This is a genomic window from Paraburkholderia sp. BL23I1N1, from assembly GCF_003610295.1.
In the GTDB taxonomy this organism is placed as follows: Bacteria; Pseudomonadota; Gammaproteobacteria; order Burkholderiales; family Burkholderiaceae; genus Paraburkholderia.
The window spans coordinates 639148-661822 of sequence record NZ_RAPV01000002.1 but is presented as its reverse complement, the minus strand read 5'-3'; the positions used below and the strand labels follow the sequence as shown (position 1 = coordinate 661822).

Here is a 22675-nt window from a genome sequence, read left to right as displayed (position 1 = left end):
CTTACGCCGAATGTGCGGGAGCCCGGATTCCAGATGCACCACTACCGTGGCTGCGCGGGGGACCCGCTTAAGAGTTAGCGGTTTGAGCCGCTTTCTCTTGCTTCTCTTTGCGGCACGGCCGGCAAAGAGAAGTGAGTGCCGCCCCGCACAGGGGCAACGCTAATAAACCACTAACAAAACAAGGAAAGGCCAACGCCCGAGGGCGAACACCCCAAAATCGCCACGCAGACCAACAAACAAAGCAAACGCAGCAAACCCCCAAATTCCCGCCCATAAGGTCGAACTACTTTGTCGTCGTCAACTCCGCCGATCAGCGACGTTCAGAACGAAACTTAAACCACCTGTAGCGAACATCCCCAAACCCCAGCGCCGCAGGCAAAAACCGCCCCCCAACCCCTAGTGCACAGCACGAAATAAACCGCTAATCTCGACCCCTTACGCCAATCAAAGCCGCGCGCAGCGCAAAGAAAAACCCGCAGCCCGAATGAAAAGGCCCTAAAAAAGCCCGCCGTGCAACGGCAAAAAAAGCACCCCGGAGTACCCTTTGGAAAAGTCAGCATCACCTGAAGACTGGATCACCCGCAGCCTGCGTGCCGTCTGGCACCCCTGCACCCAGATGAAGCACCACGAGCGCCTGCCCCTCGTGCCGGTCGCGCGCGGTCAAGGCGCGTGGCTCTACGATCGCGCGAACAACCGGTATCTGGACGCGATCAGCTCCTGGTGGGTCAACCTGTTCGGCCACGCCAACCCGCGCATCAACGCAGCACTGAAAGACCAGCTCGACACGCTCGAACACGCCATGCTCGCCGGCTGCACGCACGAGCCAGCCATCGAACTCGCGGAGCGCCTCGGCGCACTCACCGGCAACACGCTCGGTCACGCATTCTTCGCGTCCGACGGCGCATCGGCCGTCGAAATCGCGCTGAAGATGAGCTTCCACTCGTGGCGCAATCGCGGCTTCGCCGACAAGCAGGAATTCGTCTGCATCGCCAATAGCTATCACGGCGAGACCATCGGCGCCCTCGGCGTCACCGACGTCGCCCTCTTCAAAGATGCCTACGATCCGCTGATCCGCCACGCGCACGTCGTCGCGTCGCCCGATGCACGCCTCGCACGAGACGGCGAAACAGCAGCCGACGTCGCACGCCGCGCACTCGATCACGTTCGCTCGTTGTTCGAAGCACGTGCCACGAAAATCGCCGCGCTGATCGTTGAGCCGCTGGTGCAATGCGCGGCCGGCATGGCGATGCACGATCCGTCGTATATCGTCGGATTGCGCGCGCTGTGCGATCAGTACGGCGTGCATCTGATCGCCGACGAAATCGCAGTCGGCTGCGGGCGCACAGGCACCTTCTTCGCATGCGAACAAGCCGGCATCTGGCCGGACTTCCTGTGCCTGTCGAAAGGCATCAGCGGCGGCTATCTGCCGCTTTCGATCGTGCTGTCGCGTGACGAAATTTTTGAGGCCTTCTATCACGACGACACCGCACGCGGTTTCCTGCACTCGCATTCGTACACGGGCAATCCGCTCGCGTGCCGCGCAGCGCTCGCCACGCTCGATCTCTTCGCCGCCGACAACGTACTCGCCGTCAACGCGCAAAAATCCGCGAAGCTGAAGGCCGCGCTCGCACCGCTCGCCGAACACAAGCAGGTACGCAATCTGCGTCAGTGCGGCACGATCTTCGCATTCGACGCAGTGATCGACGACGCTCAGCAGGCCAAAACATTCTCGCGTCGCTTCTTCGAAAACGCGTTGCAGCGCGAACTGCTGCTGCGTCCAATTTCGACGACGGTGTACCTGATGCCCCCCTACATCCTCGACGACGAAGAAATCGCGCTGCTCGCCTCGCGCACGCGCGAAACCTTCGAAGCAACGCTCGCGGAGGCTCGCTAATGCATCTGCTCGACACACTCACCGAAGGCCTTAAGGACATCGACGCGCGCGGTCTGCGCCGTCGCCGTCGCACGGCCGACACGCCCTGCGCCGCGCACATGACGGTCGACGGCCGCGCCATCATCGGCTTCGCCAGTAACGACTATCTCGGTCTCGCCGCGCACCCGCAGTTGATCGGCGCGATTGCGGAAGGCGCGCAGCGTTATGGCGCGGGCAGCGGCGGTTCGCATCTGCTCGGCGGCCACTCGCGCGCGCATGCGCAACTGGAAGACGATCTCGCCGAATTCGCCGGCGGATTCGTCGACAATGCACGCGCGCTCTACTTCAGCACCGGCTACATGGCGAATCTCGCGACGCTCAGCGCGCTCGCGGACCGCGGCACGACGCTCTTCTCCGACGCACTGAATCACGCGTCGCTGATCGACGGCGCGCGCCTGTCGCGTGCAGACGTGCAGATCTATCCGCACTGCGATACGGATGCCTTGAGCGCAATGCTCGACGCGTCGAATGCCGACGTCAAAGTCATCGTCTCCGATACCGTGTTTAGCATGGACGGCGATATCGCCCCTCTCGCGCGTTTGCTCGAACTCGCGGAACAGCACGGCGCATGGCTGATCGTCGACGACGCTCACGGTTTCGGCGTGCTCGGTCCGCAAGGCCGCGGTGCGATCGCCGAGGCCGCATTGCGCTCGCCGAATCTGATTTCGATCGGCACGCTCGGTAAAGCGGCAGGGGTTTCGGGCGCATTCGTCGTCGCGCATGAAACCGTGATCGAGTGGCTCGTACAGCGCGCGCGCCCGTACATCTTCACGACCGCGTCGGTGCCCGCTGCGGCGCATGCGGTGTCGGCGAGTCTGCGCATCATCGGCGGTGAAGAAGGTGACGCGCGGCGCGCTCATCTCCAGCAACTGATCGAACGCACGCGCGCCATGCTTAAAGCCACGCCGTGGCTGCCGGTCGATTCGCACACTGCCGTACAACCGCTCATCATCGGCGCGAACGACGCCACGCTCGAGATCGCGGCCACACTCGATCGTGCGGGTCTCTGGGTGCCGGCGATCCGTCCGCCGACCGTGCCCGTGGGTACGTCGCGACTGCGCATTTCGCTTTCCGCCGCGCATTCGCAAGCGGACCTGGACCGGCTCGAAGCCGGTTTGCAGCAACTCGGGGCGAAGGCGGCATGAGTCGTTCGAGTCAAAACGCGCTGTCGCTATTCGTCACCGGCACCGACACGGAAATCGGCAAGACGTTCGTGTCCGCCGCACTCCTGCGCGGTTTCGTTCGCGAAGGCCGGCAAGCCGCCGCGATGAAACCGATCGCCGCGGGTGCGTTCGAAGTGAACGGCGTGTTGCATAACGAAGACGCGGATCAACTCGACGCCGCGTCGAACGTCCTGCTGCCGCCCGCAATTCGCACGCCGTACCTGCTGAAGGAACCCGCCGCGCCGCATATCGCCGCCGCACTGGAAAACGTCACGTTCGATATCGACCATATCGTCGATTGCCATTCGCAAGCTTTGCAGCAGGCGGAGATCGTCGTGGTCGAAGGCGTCGGCGGCTTTCGCGTGCCGCTGACCGCCACGCAGGACACGGCCGATCTCGCCGTCGCGCTGAAACTGCCGGTCGTACTGGTGGTCGGCATGCGCCTCGGTTGCATCAGCCATGCGCTGCTCACCGCCGAGGCGATCGCCGCGCGTGGGCTGACGCTTGCCGGCTGGGTGGCGAATCGCGTCGATCCGGACATGACGTTCCCCGACGAAAACATCGCGTCGATTCGCGAGCATCTGGCGCGCGAACACGACGCGCCCCTGCTCGGTATCGTGCCGCATTTGAGCCCGGCTTCGCCCGAACTCGCGGCGGATCAACTCGACATCAACCGACTCCTGCAGACGCTGCGCCACGCGCAGCGCTGAAACACCATCACATCTATCCATCCATAAGGATTGACGACATGACGCAACTGAACATCGCTTCGGGCGCAGCCGACACGGCCGCCTTGAATCACAACGCCAACAACGCCGCCGCAGACGCAAAGCCGGTAGCCAAGTGGCGCGTCGCCGACATCGTCGCGCTTTACGAACTGCCGTTCAACGACCTGATGTTCCGCGCGCAGCAAACCCACCGCGAACACTTCGACGCGAACACAGTGCAACTGTCGACGCTTCTGTCGATCAAGACCGGCGGTTGCGAAGAAGATTGCGCGTACTGTCCGCAGTCGGTGCATCACGACACGGGCCTGCAAGCCGACAAGCTGATGCCGGTCGATGAAGTATTGGCCGCCGCCAAGGTCGCCAAGGACAACGGCGCAACGCGCTTCTGCATGGGCGCGGCATGGCGCAATCCGAAAGACCGCCACCTCGAACCGATCAAGGACATGATCCGCGGCGTGAAGGCGATGGGCCTCGAAACCTGCGTGACGCTCGGCATGCTGGAAACGCACCAGGCACAGGGTCTGCGCGAAGCGGGTCTCGACTACTACAACCACAACCTCGACACGTCGCCGGAGTTCTACGGTCAGATCATTTCGACGCGCACGTATCAGGACCGTCTCGACACGCTGGAACGCGTGCGCGATGCGGGCATCAACGTGTGCTGCGGCGGGATTGTCGGTTTGGGCGAATCGCGCCGTGAGCGCGCCGGCCTGATCGCGCAACTGGCGAACATGGAACCGTATCCGGAATCGGTGCCGATCAACAACCTGGTGCAAGTGGAAGGCACGCCGCTGACCGGCACCGAAGCCATCGATCCGTTCGAATTCGTCCGTACGATTGCGATTGCCCGCATCACGATGCCGCGCGCGATGGTGCGTCTGTCGGCAGGCCGCGAGCAGATGAACGAAGCGTTGCAGGCTATGTGCTTCCTCGCTGGCGCGAACTCGATTTTCTACGGCGACCAGTTGCTGACCACCAGCAACCCGCAAGCCGAAGCGGATCGCAAGCTGCTCGAACGTCTCGGCATTCGCGCGGAAGCGGCTCAGCAGATGCCGCTGGATCAGAGCGGTTGCGAGCGTGAGTGCGCGCATGATCACAACGCGCACGCCGCGCCGAACTAAAGAGCCAGGCATACCAGGCGCGCGTGATCAAACGCGCAATAAAAAAGGCCACTTCGTTTCCGAGGTGGCCTTTCTACTTTCAAGCAAAAATTTACTTCTTGTCCACAATGATCTGATCGAACGTCCCGCCATCAGAGAAATGCGTTTGCTGCGCATTCTGCCAGCTGCCGAACATCTCTTCGACGGTAAAGGTTTTGATCGGCTTGAACTCGGCTGCGTGCTTCGCGAGCACGTTCCTGTCACGCGGACGCAGATGGTGTTGCGCAATGATTTCCTGCGCAGCCGGCGACCACAGATAGTCGAGATACGCCTGCGCTTGCTTGCGCGTGCCGCGCTTGTCGACCACCTTGTCGACGATCGACACCGGCGGCGCAGCCAGCAGGCTCACCGACGGATACACCGCTTCGAAATTCCCCGCGCCCACCCCCGTGTCGATCAACGACACTTCGTTTTCGAACGTTACCAGCACGTCGCCGATACCGCGTTGCGTGAAGGTCGTCGTCGCACCGCGGCCGCCCGTGTCGAGCACCGGCACATTCCTGAAGATCGCCTTCTCGAAGTCGAGCACCTGTGCATCGGTGCCGCCGTGCTGCTTGCGATAACCCCATGCCGCCAGATACGAGTAGCGGCCGTTACCCGACGTCTTCGGATTGGCGATCACCACTTGCACGCCCGGTTTGGCAAGATCGTCCCAGTCCTTGATGTGCTTCGGATTGCCCTTGCGCACGAGGAACACCATCGTCGTGGTGTACGGGGCGCTGTCATCCGGCAGACGCGCACGCCAGTTGGCGGGCACCAGTTGACCTTTTTCGGCGAGCAGGTCGATGTCGTTCGGCTGGTTCATCGTCACGACGTCGGCCTGCAATCCTTGCAGCACCGACAGCGCCTGCGCGCTTGACGCGCCATGCGACTGGCGAATCGATACGGTCTCGCCGCTCTTCTGCTTGTAGGCCGTGATGAAGCCGGCGTTGATGTCCTTGTACAACTCGCGCGTCACGTCGTACGAGACGTTCAGCAGCGACGTGTCGGCGTGCGCCGTCGATACGCCGCCGAGCGCGAGCGTCATTGCCGCCATGCCGGCTGCCAGCCAGCGCGATGTCCCCGTCTTGCCCGCCATCTTGTGCCCGCCTATCGATGATGAAAATCTGTGGCCGCACAACGGTGCGGCGTGAAGCGGGATTCTAACGGATCGCTTACTGGTTCACTCGCGCTCAAACAAACGCGTGCTGCGCGACCTCGAACGCCTCCTCGCGAAAGCGCAGCGGCGCCGCGCAATGCACCAACGTGTCGATGAAATACTTGGCACGCGGCCACGGGCCGTATCCCGCCGCGGTGTTGATGTGCCCCGCGTCGCCGAGATTGACGAACGCGCTGCCGAACCGCTGCGCGAGGTCGCGCGAACCGGCGAGCGGCATCCACGGGTCGGTTTCGCTGCCGATCAGAATCGACGGCACGCCGAGACGCCGCGCGTCGAACGGACCGGCGAAGGCAAATTTCTCGGGGCTCGCCGGCGCGACGAGCAGCACACCGACCACGTCGTTCGCATACGACGCCTGCTGCAACGCATGCGCGGCCGCGAGGCAGCCGAAGCTGTGAGCGGCCAGCACGAACGGCCCTCGTTCGCGCGCGAGCAGATCGCGCAACGACTTTGCCCAGACGGCGACGTCCGGCGCGTCCCAGTCGGCCTGTTCGACGCGCAACGAGCGCGCGAATTGCCGTTCGAGCCAGCTTTGCCAGTGCGCGCCCTCGCTGCCGTGCAGGCCGGGAACGGTGATGAGCCGCGGCGGCCATGTCGATGTGGTGCATGAAAGCATGTCAGTCCCTCGCTGCCGGAATCCGGAAGGTGATTGTCCCGCCGGGCGCCGCAAGGGCGAACCAAGTTTTTGTGCTTTGGTTATGGGGTAAATGCCGGGGGTAAATGCCCAGGGGTAAATGTCTGGCCAAAACTGCACGTCCGTGCGCAAACGCGCGCGATTCGCGTCGAAAAAGTAGAATGAAGCCTATCCATAAAAGGAGGGGCCCCATGCCGCAAGCGTCGTTTGAAGCGCCGCGGGCGTTGCAGCCGTTCTACCGGGCCTTTCCTGCCATCCGACTCGACAACGCATGCGCCTTCCGGACCGTATGAAAATCCTCTTCTACATGCCGCATGACGACGCCACCGCGTGGCTTCACGACTTCGCCCGCGCGCTGCCGGAAGCCGAACTGCGCGAATGGCAGACGGGCGACACCGAGCCGGCCGATTTCGCGGTTGTGTGGCGCCCACCGCGTGAGATGCTGGCCGGCCGCGACGATCTGCGCGCGATCTTCAATCTCGGCGCGGGCGTCGACGCAATCCTCGCGCTCGAACACGAGCACCCCGGTACGCTGCCGCGCAACGCCCCGTTGATCCGGCTCGAAGACACCGGTATGGCGCCGCAAATGGCCGAGTATGTGACGCATGCGGTGCTGCGCTACCTGCGCCGTTTCGACGAATACCAGACGCTGCAAAGCGAGCGCTGCTGGAAGGTGCTCGATCCGCATCCGCGCGAGACCTTTACGGTTGGCGTGCTCGGCCTCGGCGTACTCGGTGCGCAGGTCGCGCAAACGGTCGCGTCGTTCGGTATGCCGGTGCGTGGCTATAGCCGCACTGCACGGCAAATCGACGGCATCACGGCGTTCGCCGGTGAGGCGCAGTTCGATGCATTTCTCGACGGCGTGAAAGTGCTGGTGAATCTGTTGCCGCATACGCCGGATACGGGCGACGTGCTGAACAAGCGCACCTTTTCCAGGCTCGCGAAAGGCGCGTATCTGATCAACGTCGCACGTGGTGGGCATCTGGTCGAACAGGATCTGCTCGACGCACTCGCAAGCGGCCAGCTCGCCGCCGCGACGCTGGACGTGTTCCGCGAAGAACCGTTACCGGCCGATCATCCGTTCTGGCGAGAGCCGCGCATTACGATTACGCCGCATATGTCCGCGCTGACTTTGCGCGAAGAGAGCGTCGCGCAGGTTGCACGGAAAATGGCGGCGCTGATGCGCGGCGAAACAGTGGGCGGCGTGGTCGACGTTGAGCGTGGATACTGAGGGTGGATATTGAACACACCTGAACTGAACACACCAATTGAGCATGGGTTCTGAACACCCCCGAATCCAACTGAAGGAGCACCGCCACGCGCGGGCTCATTGCATGGAACCGGAGTAACGCGCTAAAGCGCAAACTCCGGTCGACCGCTTTGCATGGGACCGGAGTAATGCGCTAAAGCGCAAACTCCGGTCGACACAGGAGAGACATCATGGCCTTGCCCCAACGCGTCAAAATCGTCGAAGTCGGCCCGCGTGACGGACTGCAGAACGAAAAAGACTTCGTCCCCACCGCGATCAAGATCGAGCTGATCAACCGCTTGTCGGCGGCGGGCTTTCGCAACGTCGAAGCGGCGTCGTTCGTATCGCCGAAATGGGTGCCGCAGATGGCCGACGGAGGCGAGGTGATGACCGGCATCGAGCGCCACGCGGGCACGATCTACTCGGTGCTGACGCCGAACCTTCGCGGTTTCGAAGGCGCGCTCGCCGCGCGCGCGGACGAGATCGTGATCTTCGGCGCGGCCAGCGAAGCGTTCTCGCAGAAGAACATCAATTGCAGCATCGAGGAAAGCATCGATCGATTCGTGCCGGTCGCACAAGCGGCGAAGGAACACGGCTTGCGCATTCGCGGCAGCGTGTCGTGCGCGCTTGGGTGTCCGTATCAAGGGGATGTGCCGGTCGCGTCGGTGGTCGATGTGGTCGAACGTTTCGCGGCGCTCGGCTGCGACGAGATCGATATCGCGGATACGATCGGCGTCGGCACGCCGAAGCGCACGCAAGAAGTATTCGAGGCGGTCACCAAGGTGTTCCCGCGTGAACGTCTGTCGGGGCACTTCCACGATACCTACGGACAGGCGCTCGCGAACATCTACGCGGCGTTGCAGGAAGGCATCGAGATCTATCACGCTTCAGTGGCCGGGCTCGGCGGCTGCCCATATGCGAAGGGCGCAACCGGCAACGTGGCGACCGAAGACGTGCTGTATCTGATGAACGGCCTCGGCATCGAGACCGGTATCAACCTCGCGCAGGTCGTCGCGATCGGCGATTTCATTTCGACGTCGATCGGCCGGCCGAACGTATCGCGCGCCGGCAAGGCATTGCTTGCCAAAGCGCGCAGCGAACAGGCCAACTGCGTTTGACACTTGCAACCCGCTGCAACCCGTTGCAACCCATCGCAATCCATTCAGGACATAGAACGATGACGGACCACGCTTCTCTCGAATCCGACGATCTCGCCGCGTTACCCGACTCGGCGCGCCGCGTCGCCCAGTTGTTGCGTGAACGCGGCCACGCGGGCCGGATCGTGATGCTGCCGGAAACCGGCAAGACGTCCGCCGAAGCCGCCGCCGGCCTCGGCTGTTCGGTGGCGCAGATCGCCAAGTCGATCCTGTTTCGCCGTCGCGAAGACGACGCACCAGTGCTGGTGGTCGCGAGCGGCGCGAATCGCGTCGACGAAAAGAAGGTCGCGGCGCAAGTCGGCGCAATCGGCCGTGCGGATGCGAAGTTCGTCCGCGAGAAAACCGGTTATGCAATCGGCGGCGTGTGCCCGATCGGCCACGCGACGGAACCCGTCACGCTGATCGATGCCGATCTGCTGGAACTCGACAGCCTGTGGGCCGCCGCGGGTCATCCGCATGCGGTGTTCAATCTGACGGCGCAGGAACTGATTGCGCTGACGGGCGCGCCGGTGATCGACGTGGCGCTGCGCGAGACGGCGTGAAGCGATGACAGCCGGCATCGATAACGAAGACGACGAGCCTGCCGTGCCGTCGCCGTGCATCAGTGTGTGCAGGATGGACGCCTCGACCGGCTGGTGCGAAGGGTGCTTGCGCACCATCGACGAAATCGCCGGCTGGTCGTTGTTCGACGACGACGCGAAGCGCGCCGTCCGGGACGCGATCGAGGAGCGTCACGCGGAGTTCATGGCCAGGCAGGCAAAGGTGCGGCGATGAACGCTGCGCCACGCATCGTGACGCTCGGCGAGACGTTCAGCTCGACGCTCGAACTGTCGGCGGAATCGGTGAAATCGTTCGCCACGCTCGTCAACGACCTCAACCCGCTGCATCACGACGACGCCTACGCCGCGCAAAGCCGCTTCGGCGGTTTGATCGCATCCGGCACGCAGCCCACAGCGCATTTCATGGCGCTGCTGGCCACGCATTTCTCGACCTACGCGCAACCGCTCGGACTCGAGTTCGATATCAAGCTGAAAAAAGCGGTCCACGCGAACGATACGCTGACGATCACCTGGCGCGTGCGCGACGCTTACTGGAAGCCGAGTCTGAACGGCGATCTGACGCATCTCGAAGGGAGCGTGACGAATCAGCGCGGCGACACCGTGTTGATCGGCACGTCGACGATTCTGGTGATGCCGAAACCCGAGGCATCGGCGGATACAAGCACAAGCGCGGGCAAAAACGCACCATGATCAGGCTACCGGAATCGATCCGAGTCTTCGAACGCGGCTGGCTTTCGTCGAACAACGTACTGTTGGTCGACGACGCCTGTGCCGCGCTCGTCGATACGGGTTACGCAACGCACGCGCCGCAGACCCTCGCGCTGGTGAAGCGAACGCTCGGCGCCCGACCGCTCGATCTGATCGTCAACACGCATCTGCATTCGGATCACTGCGGCGGCAACGCGCTCCTGCAGTCGGCGTGGCCGTGCCGCACCGCGATTCCCGGGTCCGAAGCCGACGCGGTGCGCAACTGGGACGCAACCCGTTTGACATTTCACGCCACGGGTCAGACCTGCGAGCGCTTCACCTTCACCGAGACGATCGCGCCCGGCGCGCAACTGCGGCTCGGCGCGCTCGACTGGCAAGTGCTCGGCGCACCGGGCCACGATCCGCATTCGCTGATGCTGTTCTGCCCGGACGAGCACATCCTGATCAGCGCGGACGCGCTGTGGGAAAACGGCTTCGGCGTGATCTTTCCCGAGCTGGAAGGCGAAAGCGGTTTCGCCGAAGAACAGGCGGTCCTCGAAACCATCGCGAATCTCGACGTGCGGCTCGTGATCCCTGGCCATGGCGCACCCTTCACGAATGTCGAGCAGGCGCTTGAGCGGGCGTTTTCACGCGTCGCGTGGCTACGCGCCGATCCGGCGCGCAATGCGAAAAATGCGTTGAAGGTGTTGATCGTGTTCAAGCTGCTCGAAGTTCGCGCGATGAGCTTCGACACCCTGCTGCGAATGCTCGACGATGCCGCCGTGATGCGCGCCGCCGCTACGATGCTCAAGCCGCGTGGCGAATGGTCCACGTTGGTGCATACGATCGTCGAGGAGCTAGCGGCCAGGAATGGGCCGTTGGAAATCGATGGCGAACGCATTGTCGCGCGTCAGACGTGACGCAGGCGGCATAGGCGGCCGGGCGGCAGGAGAAGAGCGGTAAGCCGCGTACCGCACGCGAAACACCAAAACCGTGGCCACAAAAAGAAAGCCGCTCGACCATCAAGGCGAGCGGCGGAAATTCTGTCGGACGTGATCAGCGTCGCTATGAATGATACGCGTGCTGGTTTTTGGACCGCATCGGTGATTTCCCTACAGAAGCTTGACGACACCTTTTAAACGCGCATACAGGCTTTGCTACGAAGCCTCGTAGTTGTGTGAGTTGGACGTGATTGATCCGTCTATATGAACAATGCGGCGCGCCGTTTGCTCCGGAATCCGTACTATTGCCACTCGATCCGCCGGCATCGCAGTCGTTCCATCAGGTCGATGACAGACGTTTCTGCGGCACGATCCGCCAGCCGAGATTCACGCCGGCCGCTGCCAGCAGGATCAGCACCGCACCGAGCACCTGAATCCACGCGAGCGTCTGCCCGAACGCCACCCGGTCGACGATGATCGCCACCACCGGATAGATGAACGACAACGCACCGGTCATCGAAGTCGGCAGCTTCTGGATCGCGCCGTAGAGCAGCACGTACATGAGCCCCGTATTGACGACACCGAGCACGATCAATTCGAACCACTGCACGCCGCTCGCCGGCAGCGCATCGAAGCGCACGAACGGCGCCAGCATCACGACGCCGAGCGACACCTGGATCAGCGCGATCAGATGCGGCGGCGTGCCCTTCAGGCGCTTCGTGATGATCGACGAGACCGCATACATTGCCGCCGCGCCCACGGCATAGGCGACGCCGGTCAGATACTGGCCCGGCACCGCCAACACCGCCGGTTCGACCTTCACCACGAACACGAGGCCAATGAACGCGATCACGAGCCAGGCCACCGTCGACGCGCTGATGCGCTCGCGAAACACCAAGGCGCCGAGCGCGACCAGCATGAACGGCTGCGTGTTGTAGACGGCGGTTGCCATGGAGATCGACGCGCGCGAATAGGCCGCGAACAGCAACACCCAGTTGATGACGATCGCCGCGCCGCCGAGCAGCGCGAGGCCGAGCATCTTCCACGAAAAGAGCTTGCGCCTGAACAGGCCGAGCACGGCGCACACGAGCGCCAGTGTCGCGCCGCCGAAGATGCAGCGAAAGAACACCACGTTGAACGGGCTCTGCTGCGACGACACCACCAGCCAGCCGATGGTGCCGGACATCAGCATGGCCATGGTCATTTCCGCCGCGCCGCGGCGAATCTCATTTGACGCCATGATTCGATCCTCGGATTGATTCCTGCATGAGAAGCAGTGTAATTAATCCGATCGCCTGAATACATGGCTAAACTTAGGTCTTGCCAGGAAGGAACCTAATAATCGAAGGCCGTCATGACCAAACGCCTTGCTCCCACCACGCCCGCGACACTCGACGAAACCGATCGCGCGCTGCTCGCCGCGCTGGCTGCGGACGCCCGCCAGCCGGTCAGCGAACTGGCGCGTCTGGTTGGCCTGTCGGCGCCGAGTACGGCCGAGCGCGTGCGAAGGCTCGAAGCGCAGGGCGTGATCGAGCGCTTCACCGTGCAGATCGATCCACGGGCGCTCGGCTTCACGCTGCAGGCGATCGTGCGCGTGAAGCCCTTGCCCGGACAGTTGCATCTGGTGGAAGAGGTGATCCGGCGAATTCCGGAATTTGTCGAATGCGACAAGGTGACGGGCGACGATTGCTTCATCTGCCGCCTCTGTCTGCATTCGATCGAGCAGCTCGACGAGATTCTGTCGAAAGTCACCGAGCGCGCGGAGACCAGCACCGCAATCGTCAAGTCGACGCCGGTCGCGCGCCGCTTGCCGCCGCTCGGCTGAGAGAAAGAAACGGCTGCGCGGCCGCGTCACCTTGCGCCTGAGCGAACGGCGGCCGCATTGCGTATGAACAAAACCGCTTATTGTTCCGCTTACTGTTCGACCGCTTCGAAGAACGACAGCATTTCCGCCACCAGTTCGTCCGGCGCTTCTTCGGGAATGTAATGCCCGCATGGCAATGAGCGCCCGCTCACATCCCGTGCGACGTGACGCCATTCCGCCAGCGCATCGAAGCACTTCTCGATCACCCCCTGCTCGCCCCACAGCACGCGCAGCGGACAGCCGATCTTGTGGCCGCGCTCGATGTCGGTCCGGTCGTGTTCGAGGTCGATGCTCGCCGACGCCCGGTAGTCCTCGCACATCGCATGCACGGCGCCGGGTTGCGCCAGCGCGCTGCGATAAGCGTCAAGCGCTTCGGGTGCGAACGGCGCCAGGCCCGCGTGACGGCTCCCCATCGCCGAGTCGACATACGCGGCCGGGTTCGCGCCGATCAGCGTCTCCGGCAGCGGCTCCGGCTGGATCAGGAAGAACCAGTGGAAGTAAAAGGTTGCGAAGGTGCGGTCGGTGGCTTCGTACATCGCGAGCGTCGGCGCGATGTCCAGCAGCATCAAACGCTCGACGGCGTCGGGATGATCGAGCGCCATCCGGTGCGCGACCCGGGCGCCGCGATCATGCGCGCACACGAGGAATCGTTCGAAACCGAAGTAGCGCATCACGGCGACCTGATCGGCAGCCATTGCGCGTTTGGAATACGGCGTGTGATCGGCGTCGCTCGGCGGTTTGCCCGAGGCGCCGTAGCCGCGCAAGTCGGTGGCGATGACGGTGAAGTGTTCCGCCAGTTGCGCCGCGCACCGCTGCCAGATCAGGTGCGACTGCGGGTGGCCGTGCAGCAACAGAAGGGGCGGCCCTGCCCCGCCCTTCACTCCGAAAATATCGACGTCGCCCACGGCAACGCGAAAAGGCGTGAAATCCTCGAAGGCCATAGCGGGTCTCGTGTCGTTTGGGAGTCAAAGCATTGTATGAGCGCAATGTGTCGGCGCGGGGTGGGATAGCCCACGCAAGCATAGAACCTGAACACTCCTTCCAACTGTTTCGAACGGACACGATACGGTCGCTTGCCCTATAATCGAACGATCGTTCTTAAATTTTTGGGCGACCGTGGCAAATGCGTGGCAAACGCGTAGCGGGATCGAGGCGGCTGTATGCCATCGGTCAGTCGCGGCGCACCACCGGCCATGTGCCGCTAAACTCAATATTGCCGGGCGCTCTACACCGCACCGGTCCGTTCATCAGGAGACTCGCACCATGGCATTGCCCGCCGTCCTGCAAAAACTCGCGTTGCCCGTCGTCGCTTCGCCGATGTTTATCGTCAGCTATCCCGAACTCGTGTTGGCTCAATGTAAGGCCGGCATCGTCGGGTCGTTCCCCGCGCTGAATGCACGCCCGGCTGAACTGCTCGACGAATGGCTCACGCAGATTCAGGCGCAGCTCGCCGAGCACAAGGCGGCTCACCCCGACGCGATCATCGGACCGATCGCGGTCAACCAGATCGTCCATCAGTCGAATACGCGGCTCGAGCACGACGTGCGGGTGTGTGTCGAACATAAGGTGCCGATCTTCATCACCAGCCTGCGCGCGCCGGCGCGTGAGATCGTCGACGCGGTGCACAGCTACGGCGGCATCGTGCTGCACGACGTGATCAACCTGCGGCATGCGCAGAAGGCGCTGGAAGCGGGCGTCGACGGGCTGATCCTGGTGGCGTCGGGTGCCGGCGGCCATGCGGGCACGACCTCACCGTTCGCGCTGGTCGGCGAAGTGCGGCGCATGTTCGACGGCCCGATCGTGCTGTCCGGCTCGATCGCCAACGGCGGCTCGATTCTCGCCGCGCAGGCCATGGGCGCGGACCTCGCCTACATGGGCACGCGTTTCATCGCGACCAAAGAAGCGCACGCGGTCGACAGCTATAAACAGGCGATCGTCAATTCCACGGCGTCGGACATCATCTACACGAACCTGTTCACCGGCGTGCACGGCAACTACATCCGCGAAAGTATCGTGAACGCGGGGCTGGACCCGGAAGCGCTGCCGGAATCGGACAAGACCGCGATGAACTTCGGCAGCGACAAGGCGAAGGCGTGGAAAGACATCTGGGGCGCAGGCCAGGGCGTCGGCCTGATGGACGACGTGCCGAGCGTGGGTGAGCTGGTTCAGCGTTTGACGAAGGAATATGACGACGCGAAAGCGCGGCTCGGCATCGCGCGGTAAGGCGCCGCGCGTGCATGGGTGACGGTACTGCTGCGGTTCCGCCCGGAGCGAAGCCGCAGCCCAGCAAGCTTCGGTTTCACATATTGCGGCGGTACTGCCCGCCCACTTCAAACAACGCGTGCGTGATTTGCCCGAGCGAGCAGACACGCACGACGTCCATCAGCACGGCGAACACGTTGTCATCGTCGATCACCGCGCGCTTCAGGCGTTCAAGCGCAGCGGGTGCATCGTGCTGGTGCCGCGCCTGAAAATCGCGCAGACGCTTCAACTGGCTCTGTTTTTCTTCGTCGGTTGAACGGGCGAGCGCGATCGGCGGCGGCGCTTCATGCGGATGCGCGCTCAAAAACGTGTTCACACCGACGATCGGATACGAACCATCGTGTTTGCGATGCTCGTACAGCATCGATTCGTCCTGAATGCGTCCGCGCTGATAACCCGTTTCCATTGCGCCTAACACGCCGCCGCGCTCAGTCAGTCGATCGAATTCCGCCAGCACCGCTTCTTCCACCAGATCGGTCAGTTCCTCGATCACGAAGCTGCCCTGATTCGGATTCTGATTTTTCGCCAGCCCCCATTCGCGGTTGATGATCAACTGGATCGCGACCGCGCGGTGCACCGAATCTTCGGTGGGCGTGGTGATCGCTTCGTCGAATGCATTGGTGTGCAGCGAATTGCAGTTGTCGTAGATCGCGATCAGCGCTTGCAGCGTGGTACGGATATCGTTGAAGTCGATCTCCTGCGCGTGCAGGCTGCGGCCCGAGGTCTGCACGTGATACTTGAGTTTCTGGCTGCGTTCGTTCGCGCCGTAGCGCTCGCGCATGGCAATGGCCCAGATGCGTCGCGCGACACGGCCCAGCACCGTGTATTCCGGGTCCATGCCGTTCGAAAAGAAGAACGACAGATTCGGCGCGAAGTCGTCGATCGACATGCCGCGCGCGAGATAGGCCTCGACATAGGTGAAGCCGTTCGCGAGCGTGTAGGCGAGCTGCGAGATCGGATTCGCGCCGGCCTCGGCGATGTGATAGCCGGAGATCGACACCGAATAGAAATTGCGCACGCGGTGTTCGACAAAGTACGCCTGAATATCGCCCATCACTTTCAGGCTGAACTCGGTCGAGAAGATGCAGGTGTTCTGGCCTTGGTCTTCCTTCAGGATGTCGGCTTGTACCGTGCCGCGCACGTTTTCCAACGCGGTGCGGCGAGCGGCTGCGAGTTCGTCCTCCGTCAGCGGGCGACCTTGCTGCTGCGTCATGCGCGCGATCTGCTGATCGATCGCGACGTTGAAGAACATCGCGAGAATCGTCGGCGCTGGGCCGTTGATCGTCATCGATACCGACGTTTCGGGCGCGCACAGATCGAAGCCGTCGTAGAGCGCTTTCATATCGTCGAGCGTCGCGACGGAGACGCCCGAGTTGCCCACCTTGCCGTAGATGTCGGGGCGCTCGTGCGGCTCTTCGCCATAGAGGGTGACCGAATCGAAGGCCGTGGAAAGACGTTTGGCCGGCATGCCTTCGGAGAGCATTTTGAAGCGGCGGTTGGTGCGGAACGGATCGCCTTCGCCGGCGAACATCCGCGTCGGGTCTTCGTTTTCGCGGCGAAACGGGAATACGCCCGCGGTGAACGGAAAGTAGCCGGGGAGATTGTCGAGCATCAGCCATCGCAGGATTTCGCCATGGTCGACGAATTTCGGCAGCGCGACTTTGCGGACCCTGGAGCCGGATAGTGTCGTAACGGTGAGCGCGGTGCGAATGTCGCGGTCGCGTATGTTGACGATGTGTTCGTCGCCGGAATAGGCGGCAACGGTTTGCGGCCAGGCGTCGAGGAGCTTGCGTTCGCGTTCGCCGAGGGCGGCGGTGCGTTGGGCGATGACTGTGTCGAGTTGGGTTGAGTTGGGGTTGCCTGCATCAGCTTCGTCGAGCATCCGCCGCGCTTCGACGAGTTGCCAGCGCTCACGTGCGATGCGCGCTTGCGCGTCGGCACGCTCGCGGTACGCGTGGACGGTCTGCGCGACATCCGCGAGATAGCGCACGCGTGCCGGGGGCACGATGGCATTTCGCCCGCTCGAATGGCGCAGGTCATCAAGCACAGGCAGACGGCCTCCGCCCGAACGCAGGCCATGCGTGCGCAGCGCATCGGCCACGTGCTGATAAAGCGCGGTCACGCCATCGTCGTTAAAGCGCGAGGCGATCGTGCCGAACACCGGCATCGCGCCGGGCGACTTCGCGAAGTCGCCGCGATTGCGCTGCACCTGCTTGGCGACATCGCGCAACGCATCCGGCGCGCCTTTACGGTCGAACTTGTTGATCGCGACGAAGCTGGCGAAGTCGAGCATGTCGATCTTCTCCAACTGGCTCGCCGCGCCAAATTCCGGCGTCATCACATACAGCGATTCGTCGACGAACGGCACGATCGCCGCATTGCCCTGCCCGATCCCGGACGTCTCCACGATGATCAGATCGAAGCCCGCGGCCTTGCACAGCGTGAGCACGTCGGACAACGAATCGGTAATTTCATTCGATGCGTTGCGTGTCGCCATCGAGCGCATGTAGACGCGCGCGCCGCCGCCCCAATCGCCGATTGCGTTCATGCGGATACGGTCGCCGAGCAGCGCGCCGCCGGATTTACGGCGCGACGGGTCGATCGCCAGCACGGCAATGGTGAGGGCGTCGCCATAATCGAGGCGAAAGCGGCGGATCAGTTCGTCGGTGAGCGAAGATTTGCCGGCGCCGCCGGTGCCGGTGATACCGAGGACGGGGACCTCGATCGCCTGTGCAAGGACCGATAGTATTTCCTGCTCGGCCGAATTGACGCGGCCCGCTTCATACGCGCTGATCAGTTGGGCAAGGCGGCGGAAAGTGAAGGCTGCTGGGTCGGGATGTTCGGCTGTAGCGGAAGAATCGCGTGCGTTGGCGCGATCATCGGCATTTGACTCGATGCGCGACGCTGCACCCGGTTCGAACCGCGGCAGCCCACACGCCGACAAATCACCCACCCACTCGCCAATCGGGCTCTTCCGTACGGCTGCAGCGGCGCGCACGACTTCAGCGCAGCGCGCAATCATGTCGTCGATCATGCCTTGCAGACCGAGACGCTGGCCGTCATGCGGCGAATAGATCTTCTCGACACCGTACCGTTCGAGTTCGGCAATTTCTTCGGGGACGATCACGCCGCCGCCGCCGCCAAATACCTTGATGCGCTCGCCGCCACGCGCGCGCAGCAGATCGACGAGATAACGGAAGTATTCGTTGTGGCCGCCCTGATAGCTCGACACCGCGACGCCGTCGGCGTCTTCCTGCAGTGCGGCGGTGGCGACTTCATCGACCGAGCGGTTGTGGCCGAGGTGGATCACCTCGACGCCGCTCGCTTGCAGAATGCGCCGCATGATGTTGATCGACGCGTCGTGGCCGTCGAACAAGGCGGCGGCAGTGACAAAGCGCAGGCGCCGGCCCGCGGGCAGCTTGTGGCCACCGGCGCGCTGCGGCGTGGACAGATCGGTCATGTCTCCCCCAGATCGTTACGCGTATGGGTGCTGCAACCAGTATAGCGAAATGGGGGTGGAGCCTGATCGGGCTACTCGGCACGCTTGCGCACCGGCCTCGCGTAGCCGCGCAACGTGCCTATCGCATCGCGAGCGCCTTGATCTGCTCGAGCGAAGGCCAAAGCGATTCGTTCGCGAACCGCTCGGCCAGGAAGTCGACAAACGAACGCACCTTGGCCGACAGATGCCGGCGGCTCGCATAGACCACGTGGATCGGCAACTCGCGCGGCGGCACGTCGTCCACCAGCAGCGGCACAAGGCGTCCCGTAGCCAGATCGTCGCCGATCACCTCGGTGCCGAGCATCGCGATGCCCGCGCCTTGCAGCACGATCACGCGCTGCGCCTCCAGGTGGTTGACGATCAGATTGCCGGACAGACGCACGCGCGGCGTGCCGTTCCCGTTGCCGGTGGCGGTCGCGACTTCCAGCGGAGCCACGCCCGCGTATTGCAGATAGTTGTGACGCGCCAGATCGGCGACCGTCTTCGGCGTGCCGTGCTTCCGCAGATAGGCCGGCGAGGCGCACAGCACCAGATGGGCGGTCGCAATCTGCCGGGCGATCAGCGAAGACGATTTCAGCCCGCCCGGCGAAGCGCGGATCGCGACGTCGAAGCCTTCGTCGATCAGTTCGACCACGCGATCGGACAGAGTCATGTCGACGGTGACTTGCGGATACTGCTCGGCGTAGTCGGCCACCGCGGCCATCACGTGGCTCAAGCCGAACGCCGACAACGACGACACCCGCAAACGCCCTTGCGGCACGACGCTCGCCGCGCCGACCACCTGCCCGGCTTCGTCGAGTTCGGTGAGCACCTGGCTCAGACGCTCGTAGTATTCGCGGCCCGCCTCGGTCGGCGCGACACGACGCGTGGTGCGGTTCAGCAAGCGCGCACCGAGCTGCTGTTCGAGGTGCATCACGTGCTTGCTCGCCATCGCCGCCGACATCTCCATCCGCTCGGCCGCGCCGACAAAGCTGCCGACTTCGACCACGTGGCGGAACACTTTCATGCTGACGAGGGTATCCATCTCAATCGCTCGCTTCAGGAATCAATCGGCGCCATTTTGCCGGGTTTATCAAAAGCTGGTCGGCAAATCGGGGAGATGGGGCTCCGGAGGCGGGTGCCGGAAGCGGACACCAGAAACGACAAAGCCCATCTTCCAGGGAAGATGGGCTTTGCCGATGTTACCTGTCTCGACAGGGTCGGCGTCGCACGGCACCTGCTCGCAAGCACCGCCCGCCTTGACCCAGACGTTTAGAACTTCGCGCGCAGACCGACGCCGTACGTGTTGCCGCTCGTCTGGCTGGAGATCTTGTCGTACATATAAGCCGCGTAGATATCCGTGCGCTTGGACAGCGGATAGTCGTAGCCGAGCGCAGCCGTCTGACGGGTCTGGTCGAGGCCACCGCCGTCGCGCGAATAGGCGTACGACGCCATCACCGTACCCGGGCCGGCCGGGACCGACACGCCGCCCTGCGCCGTATTCACATGCCAGCTCGAAATGGTCTGCTGGTTGTACGTGTACATGTACTGGCCAAAGAACTTTACGAACTTCATGTCGTACGAGACGCCGGCTTGCGCCACGCTCTGGCTCTTCAGGCCCGGAACGCCCGACGAGTCGAAGCTGCCGAGGTCGCCCGGCGTGTTGTTGAAGTTCACATACTGGTACACCGCGGTCGCCGCGAACGGGCCGTGGAAATACAGCACCTGGCCGCTCCACTTCTTCGAGCCGTTCTGACCCGCCGTGTTGCCGAGCGCGTACATCGCCGTAGCGGACAGGCCGCCGAAGTTCGGCGACGAGTACGACACTGCGTTGTTCCAGCCCGAATCGCCCGTCACGCCCTGATCCGTCGAGTACGTCGGGAACGTGCCGAGCCCAAGGTACACGTGGGTCACCATCGGCGAGAACACGTACGAGTCGATGAACGGGTTGAACAGGATCGTCGACACGAACAGCGGCGTGGTCAGACGGCCGGCCGTCACCGTGCCGTACGGCGATTCGATACCGACGTACGCGTTACGCGAGAACATCGTGTCGCCCTGGAAGCGGCCGTACTGGCCGTTCTGCGCACGGAAGAAGCCTTCCAGCGTGAAGATCGCCTTGTAGCCGTTGCCCAGATCTTCGGCCCCCTTCAAGCCCCAGTACGACGTCGACATGCCGCCACCGGACACCTGCACTGCCGTCTTGCCGGCTGGGAATTTCTGCGCGCCCACCCATTCGTCGACCTGACCGTAGAGTTGCACGCTCGATTGCGCAAAAGCAGACGATGCACTGGCCAGCAGAGCGGCACACGCGGTTGCCTTGAGGGTGGTCTTCAGCGCACTGCTGATGCTTGTTTTCATGGGTTCTCCTGTCTTTGTCAAAAAGGGTGTGGCTGTGCGAAAGGGGGAGCTCGCGCGAATCGTTGTTGTTGTCCGTTCGATCATCGAGCCAATCTGGGCGGGACCATCTTTGCGGACCATTTTTATGGACAAAAATATCGTGGGTTATTGCGGGTATAGCGGTCTGATTAGTTTTGTCACTTATCGGCCTGATAAAGCGCTGGCCGTGTACGTTATCGCCGCGTCGCCGCGGACTTCGCGGTTCAGCGCAAAGCGTTACTGACATTGCGCCCGACTGGGTGATAACGGTTGAGATGACAAGCGGATGACGCGCCGCGGCGAAATCGACCAAATTTGACGACGGGACGCGGTTTGCTGCCGAGTGTTTTCAAGAAAGTGTGGCGTCGAAACGTCACATTGACGGGGGCTTTTTGGACAACAGCAACGCGCAATGCCACCTCAAACCGGTTTGAAAGCCGGAGAAGCGGATTCGGCGAAGCTTGAGAAGGGGATTAAGTGAAACGAGGGGCGGTGTAGGACCGCACTAACGCGGTGCTTTTAGTCCGCGATTAGTTACGGTAGGGCGAACCTTCTTGCTGACGCGCGTCGTCCGCCGGGCGTTGCATGGCACGCGAAGAGCCGCGCTCTTCGTTGTAGCGGGCAACATCGGCGCGAATCGAGCCAGCGCGAACCGGCGCGTTGGGCGGCGGCCGGGGCACCGTGCGCGATTCGGCGCTGACCGGGGTGATAGCGCCGGCGTACTGCATGCCGCCGCGGCTATCGTTAGGATATCCAGCCGGCCCGGCAACATGACGCATGCCCGGGTTGTAACCGCCAAAGCCGTTGACGTAGCTGCCGGTGGCGAAGTTCGCGCCGCCACGCGGCAAGCGCGCGTTGCTGTCGGCCACGTTGTTGCGAGCCGGTCTTACATTGGTGGCGCCATAGTAGTAGCCGCGGTTGCGCGCATCACCGCGCATTGCGTGGTCCGCGGCGGCGTGCGAGTATCCGCCGCCACCGCCTCCATGCGGTATGCCCGGCACTTTTGCATAGGCGAACGAGCACAACGCGGCGATAACCGCGCCCAACGCCCAGTGCTTCGTTCTCGACAACCCGTCCACCACGTGACTCACATGCCCGAAGACCTGCCTGAAGTCCACCGTTCGAGCTGCGATGGACTTGTTCTGGGACCGGCACGAGCGCTGCGTATCTGTCGCGGCGCGGGGCATCCCGATGGCCTTTGAGCGTAATTTATGGGTGCCGGCAAAGGGTGTCGAGCCAAAAAGTGTTAGGCCTCGACCGCTGTTGTAACACCTTGTTACTGCGACGTTTTTCCGCGACAGAGTCCTTGCGCCAAAGCCTT

At 63.1% G+C, this 22675-nt stretch carries 20 protein-coding genes; 12 read left to right on the top strand and 8 right to left on the bottom strand.

Features of this window, described 5'->3' with window-relative positions; all coding sequences use genetic code 11:
* The first annotated feature begins 544 nt into the window (after window positions 1-544).
* From bioA to bioB, 4 genes are read left to right on the top strand one after another with little or no spacing between them, the layout of a single operon-like run.
* Window positions 545-1894 carry an adenosylmethionine--8-amino-7-oxononanoate transaminase gene (gene bioA, locus B0G76_RS35610; RefSeq protein ID WP_120297445.1) on the top strand — a complete coding sequence of 450 codons (1350 nt, stop codon included), beginning with the start codon at window positions 545-547 and terminating at the stop codon, window positions 1892-1894.
* Window positions 1894-3078, top strand: a complete 1185-nt coding sequence (bioF, locus tag B0G76_RS35605; protein ID WP_120297444.1) for an 8-amino-7-oxononanoate synthase — start codon at window positions 1894-1896, stop codon at window positions 3076-3078. The genes bioA and bioF overlap by 1 nt, the downstream gene beginning before the upstream one ends.
* Complete coding sequence (gene bioD / locus B0G76_RS35600) at window positions 3075-3806, top strand: dethiobiotin synthase (protein ID WP_120297443.1); 732 nt, start codon at window positions 3075-3077, stop codon at window positions 3804-3806. The genes bioF and bioD overlap by 4 nt, the downstream gene beginning before the upstream one ends.
* Window positions 3807-3844: 38 nt before the next feature.
* Window positions 3845-4945 carry a biotin synthase BioB gene (gene bioB / locus B0G76_RS35595; RefSeq protein WP_120297442.1) on the top strand — a complete coding sequence of 367 codons (1101 nt, stop codon included), beginning with the start codon at window positions 3845-3847 and terminating at the stop codon, window positions 4943-4945.
* A 91-nt stretch (window positions 4946-5036) separates the two neighbouring features.
* Here the strand turns inward: bioB and B0G76_RS35590 are convergent, their stop codons facing one another.
* Together B0G76_RS35590 and B0G76_RS35585 are read right to left on the bottom strand one after the other, a co-directional pair.
* Window positions 5037-6062 (bottom strand): sulfate ABC transporter substrate-binding protein, encoded by a 1026-nt coding sequence (locus B0G76_RS35590; RefSeq protein WP_120297441.1) that lies wholly within the window; start codon window positions 6060-6062, stop codon window positions 5037-5039.
* Window positions 6063-6156: 94 nt separating this feature from the next.
* Window positions 6157-6759, bottom strand: coding sequence for an alpha/beta hydrolase (locus tag B0G76_RS35585; protein WP_120297440.1), 603 nt, complete (start codon window positions 6757-6759; stop codon window positions 6157-6159).
* 307 nt (window positions 6760-7066) lie between these two features.
* On the opposite strand from B0G76_RS35585, the gene B0G76_RS35580 reads away from it, so the two are divergent.
* From B0G76_RS35580 to B0G76_RS35555, 6 genes are all read left to right on the top strand, one after another.
* Entirely contained in the window at window positions 7067-8008 is a 942-nt protein-coding gene (locus B0G76_RS35580; RefSeq protein WP_120298048.1) for a glyoxylate/hydroxypyruvate reductase A, read from the top strand.
* Between the two features lie 209 nt (window positions 8009-8217).
* Window positions 8218-9144, top strand: coding sequence for a hydroxymethylglutaryl-CoA lyase (locus B0G76_RS35575; protein ID WP_120297439.1), 927 nt, complete (start codon window positions 8218-8220; stop codon window positions 9142-9144).
* Window positions 9145-9203: 59 nt separating this feature from the next.
* The gene (locus tag B0G76_RS35570; protein WP_120297438.1) at window positions 9204-9725 is read left to right on the top strand and encodes a YbaK/EbsC family protein; all 522 of its coding nucleotides are present in this window, start codon (window positions 9204-9206) and stop codon (window positions 9723-9725) included.
* A 4-nt stretch (window positions 9726-9729) separates the two neighbouring features.
* On the top strand, window positions 9730-9957 hold the full coding sequence (locus B0G76_RS35565; protein ID WP_120297437.1) for a DUF1289 domain-containing protein: 228 nt from the start codon (window positions 9730-9732) through the stop codon (window positions 9955-9957).
* Window positions 9954-10433, top strand: coding sequence for a MaoC family dehydratase (locus tag B0G76_RS35560; RefSeq protein ID WP_120297436.1), 480 nt, complete (start codon window positions 9954-9956; stop codon window positions 10431-10433). The genes B0G76_RS35565 and B0G76_RS35560 overlap by 4 nt, the downstream gene beginning before the upstream one ends.
* A complete protein-coding gene (locus tag B0G76_RS35555; protein ID WP_120297435.1) occupies window positions 10430-11350 on the top strand; it encodes an MBL fold metallo-hydrolase in 921 nt (306 codons plus the stop codon). The genes B0G76_RS35560 and B0G76_RS35555 overlap by 4 nt, the downstream gene beginning before the upstream one ends.
* A 361-nt stretch (window positions 11351-11711) precedes the next feature.
* On the opposite strand, the gene B0G76_RS35550 is transcribed toward B0G76_RS35555, so the two are convergent.
* The gene (locus B0G76_RS35550; protein ID WP_120297434.1) at window positions 11712-12611 is read right to left on the bottom strand and encodes a DMT family transporter; all 900 of its coding nucleotides are present in this window, start codon (window positions 12609-12611) and stop codon (window positions 11712-11714) included.
* Window positions 12612-12725: 114 nt separating this feature from the next.
* Between B0G76_RS35550 and B0G76_RS35545 the strand changes: the two genes are divergently transcribed.
* Window positions 12726-13196 (top strand): Lrp/AsnC family transcriptional regulator, encoded by a 471-nt coding sequence (locus B0G76_RS35545; protein ID WP_120297433.1) that lies wholly within the window; start codon window positions 12726-12728, stop codon window positions 13194-13196.
* An 89-nt stretch (window positions 13197-13285) separates the two neighbouring features.
* On the opposite strand, the gene B0G76_RS35540 is transcribed toward B0G76_RS35545, so the two are convergent.
* Window positions 13286-14176, bottom strand: coding sequence for an alpha/beta fold hydrolase (locus tag B0G76_RS35540; RefSeq protein ID WP_120297432.1), 891 nt, complete (start codon window positions 14174-14176; stop codon window positions 13286-13288).
* Window positions 14177-14498: 322 nt separating this feature from the next.
* Between B0G76_RS35540 and B0G76_RS35535 the strand changes: the two genes are divergently transcribed.
* Window positions 14499-15458, top strand: coding sequence for a nitronate monooxygenase family protein (locus tag B0G76_RS35535; protein WP_120297431.1), 960 nt, complete (start codon window positions 14499-14501; stop codon window positions 15456-15458).
* Between the two features lie 76 nt (window positions 15459-15534).
* Here the strand turns inward: B0G76_RS35535 and icmF are convergent, their stop codons facing one another.
* The 4 genes from icmF to B0G76_RS35515 form a co-directional block, all read right to left on the bottom strand.
* Window positions 15535-18957 carry a fused isobutyryl-CoA mutase/GTPase IcmF gene (gene icmF / locus B0G76_RS35530; RefSeq protein WP_120297430.1) on the bottom strand — a complete coding sequence of 1141 codons (3423 nt, stop codon included), beginning with the start codon at window positions 18955-18957 and terminating at the stop codon, window positions 15535-15537.
* 118 nt (window positions 18958-19075) lie between these two features.
* The gene (locus tag B0G76_RS35525) at window positions 19076-20020 is read right to left on the bottom strand and encodes a LysR family transcriptional regulator (RefSeq protein ID WP_120297429.1); all 945 of its coding nucleotides are present in this window, start codon (window positions 20018-20020) and stop codon (window positions 19076-19078) included.
* A 227-nt stretch (window positions 20021-20247) separates the two neighbouring features.
* Window positions 20248-21336, bottom strand: a complete 1089-nt coding sequence (locus B0G76_RS35520) for a porin (RefSeq protein ID WP_120297428.1) — start codon at window positions 21334-21336, stop codon at window positions 20248-20250.
* Window positions 21337-21884: 548 nt separating this feature from the next.
* The gene (locus B0G76_RS35515) at window positions 21885-22472 is read right to left on the bottom strand and encodes a hypothetical protein (RefSeq protein ID WP_259460923.1); all 588 of its coding nucleotides are present in this window, start codon (window positions 22470-22472) and stop codon (window positions 21885-21887) included.
* Window positions 22473-22675: the final 203 nt, after the last annotated feature.

Excerpts from the sequence above, each read along its gene's own strand:
- bioF (WP_120297444.1), top strand. The coding sequence starts at position 1,894 with ATGCATCTGCTCGACACACTCACCGAAGGCCTTAAGGACATCGACGCG.
- bioD (WP_120297443.1), top strand. The coding sequence starts at position 3,075 with ATGAGTCGTTCGAGTCAAAACGCGCTGTCGCTATTCGTCACCGGCACC.
- bioB (WP_120297442.1), top strand. The coding sequence starts at position 3,845 with ATGACGCAACTGAACATCGCTTCGGGCGCAGCCGACACGGCCGCCTTG.
- B0G76_RS35590 (WP_120297441.1), bottom strand. The coding sequence starts at position 6,062 with ATGGCGGGCAAGACGGGGACATCGCGCTGGCTGGCAGCCGGCATGGCG.
- B0G76_RS35585 (WP_120297440.1), bottom strand. The coding sequence starts at position 6,759 with ATGCTTTCATGCACCACATCGACATGGCCGCCGCGGCTCATCACCGTT.
- B0G76_RS35580 (WP_120298048.1), top strand. The coding sequence starts at position 7,067 with ATGAAAATCCTCTTCTACATGCCGCATGACGACGCCACCGCGTGGCTT.
- B0G76_RS35575 (WP_120297439.1), top strand. The coding sequence starts at position 8,218 with ATGGCCTTGCCCCAACGCGTCAAAATCGTCGAAGTCGGCCCGCGTGAC.
- B0G76_RS35570 (WP_120297438.1), top strand. The coding sequence starts at position 9,204 with ATGACGGACCACGCTTCTCTCGAATCCGACGATCTCGCCGCGTTACCC.
- B0G76_RS35565 (WP_120297437.1), top strand. The coding sequence starts at position 9,730 with ATGACAGCCGGCATCGATAACGAAGACGACGAGCCTGCCGTGCCGTCG.
- B0G76_RS35560 (WP_120297436.1), top strand. The coding sequence starts at position 9,954 with ATGAACGCTGCGCCACGCATCGTGACGCTCGGCGAGACGTTCAGCTCG.
- B0G76_RS35555 (WP_120297435.1), top strand. The coding sequence starts at position 10,430 with ATGATCAGGCTACCGGAATCGATCCGAGTCTTCGAACGCGGCTGGCTT.
- B0G76_RS35550 (WP_120297434.1), bottom strand. The coding sequence starts at position 12,611 with ATGGCGTCAAATGAGATTCGCCGCGGCGCGGCGGAAATGACCATGGCC.
- B0G76_RS35545 (WP_120297433.1), top strand. The coding sequence starts at position 12,726 with ATGACCAAACGCCTTGCTCCCACCACGCCCGCGACACTCGACGAAACC.
- B0G76_RS35540 (WP_120297432.1), bottom strand. The coding sequence starts at position 14,176 with ATGGCCTTCGAGGATTTCACGCCTTTTCGCGTTGCCGTGGGCGACGTC.
- B0G76_RS35535 (WP_120297431.1), top strand. The coding sequence starts at position 14,499 with ATGGCATTGCCCGCCGTCCTGCAAAAACTCGCGTTGCCCGTCGTCGCT.
- icmF (WP_120297430.1), bottom strand. The coding sequence starts at position 18,957 with ATGACCGATCTGTCCACGCCGCAGCGCGCCGGTGGCCACAAGCTGCCC.
- B0G76_RS35525 (WP_120297429.1), bottom strand. The coding sequence starts at position 20,020 with ATGGATACCCTCGTCAGCATGAAAGTGTTCCGCCACGTGGTCGAAGTC.
- B0G76_RS35520 (WP_120297428.1), bottom strand. The coding sequence starts at position 21,336 with ATGAAAACAAGCATCAGCAGTGCGCTGAAGACCACCCTCAAGGCAACC.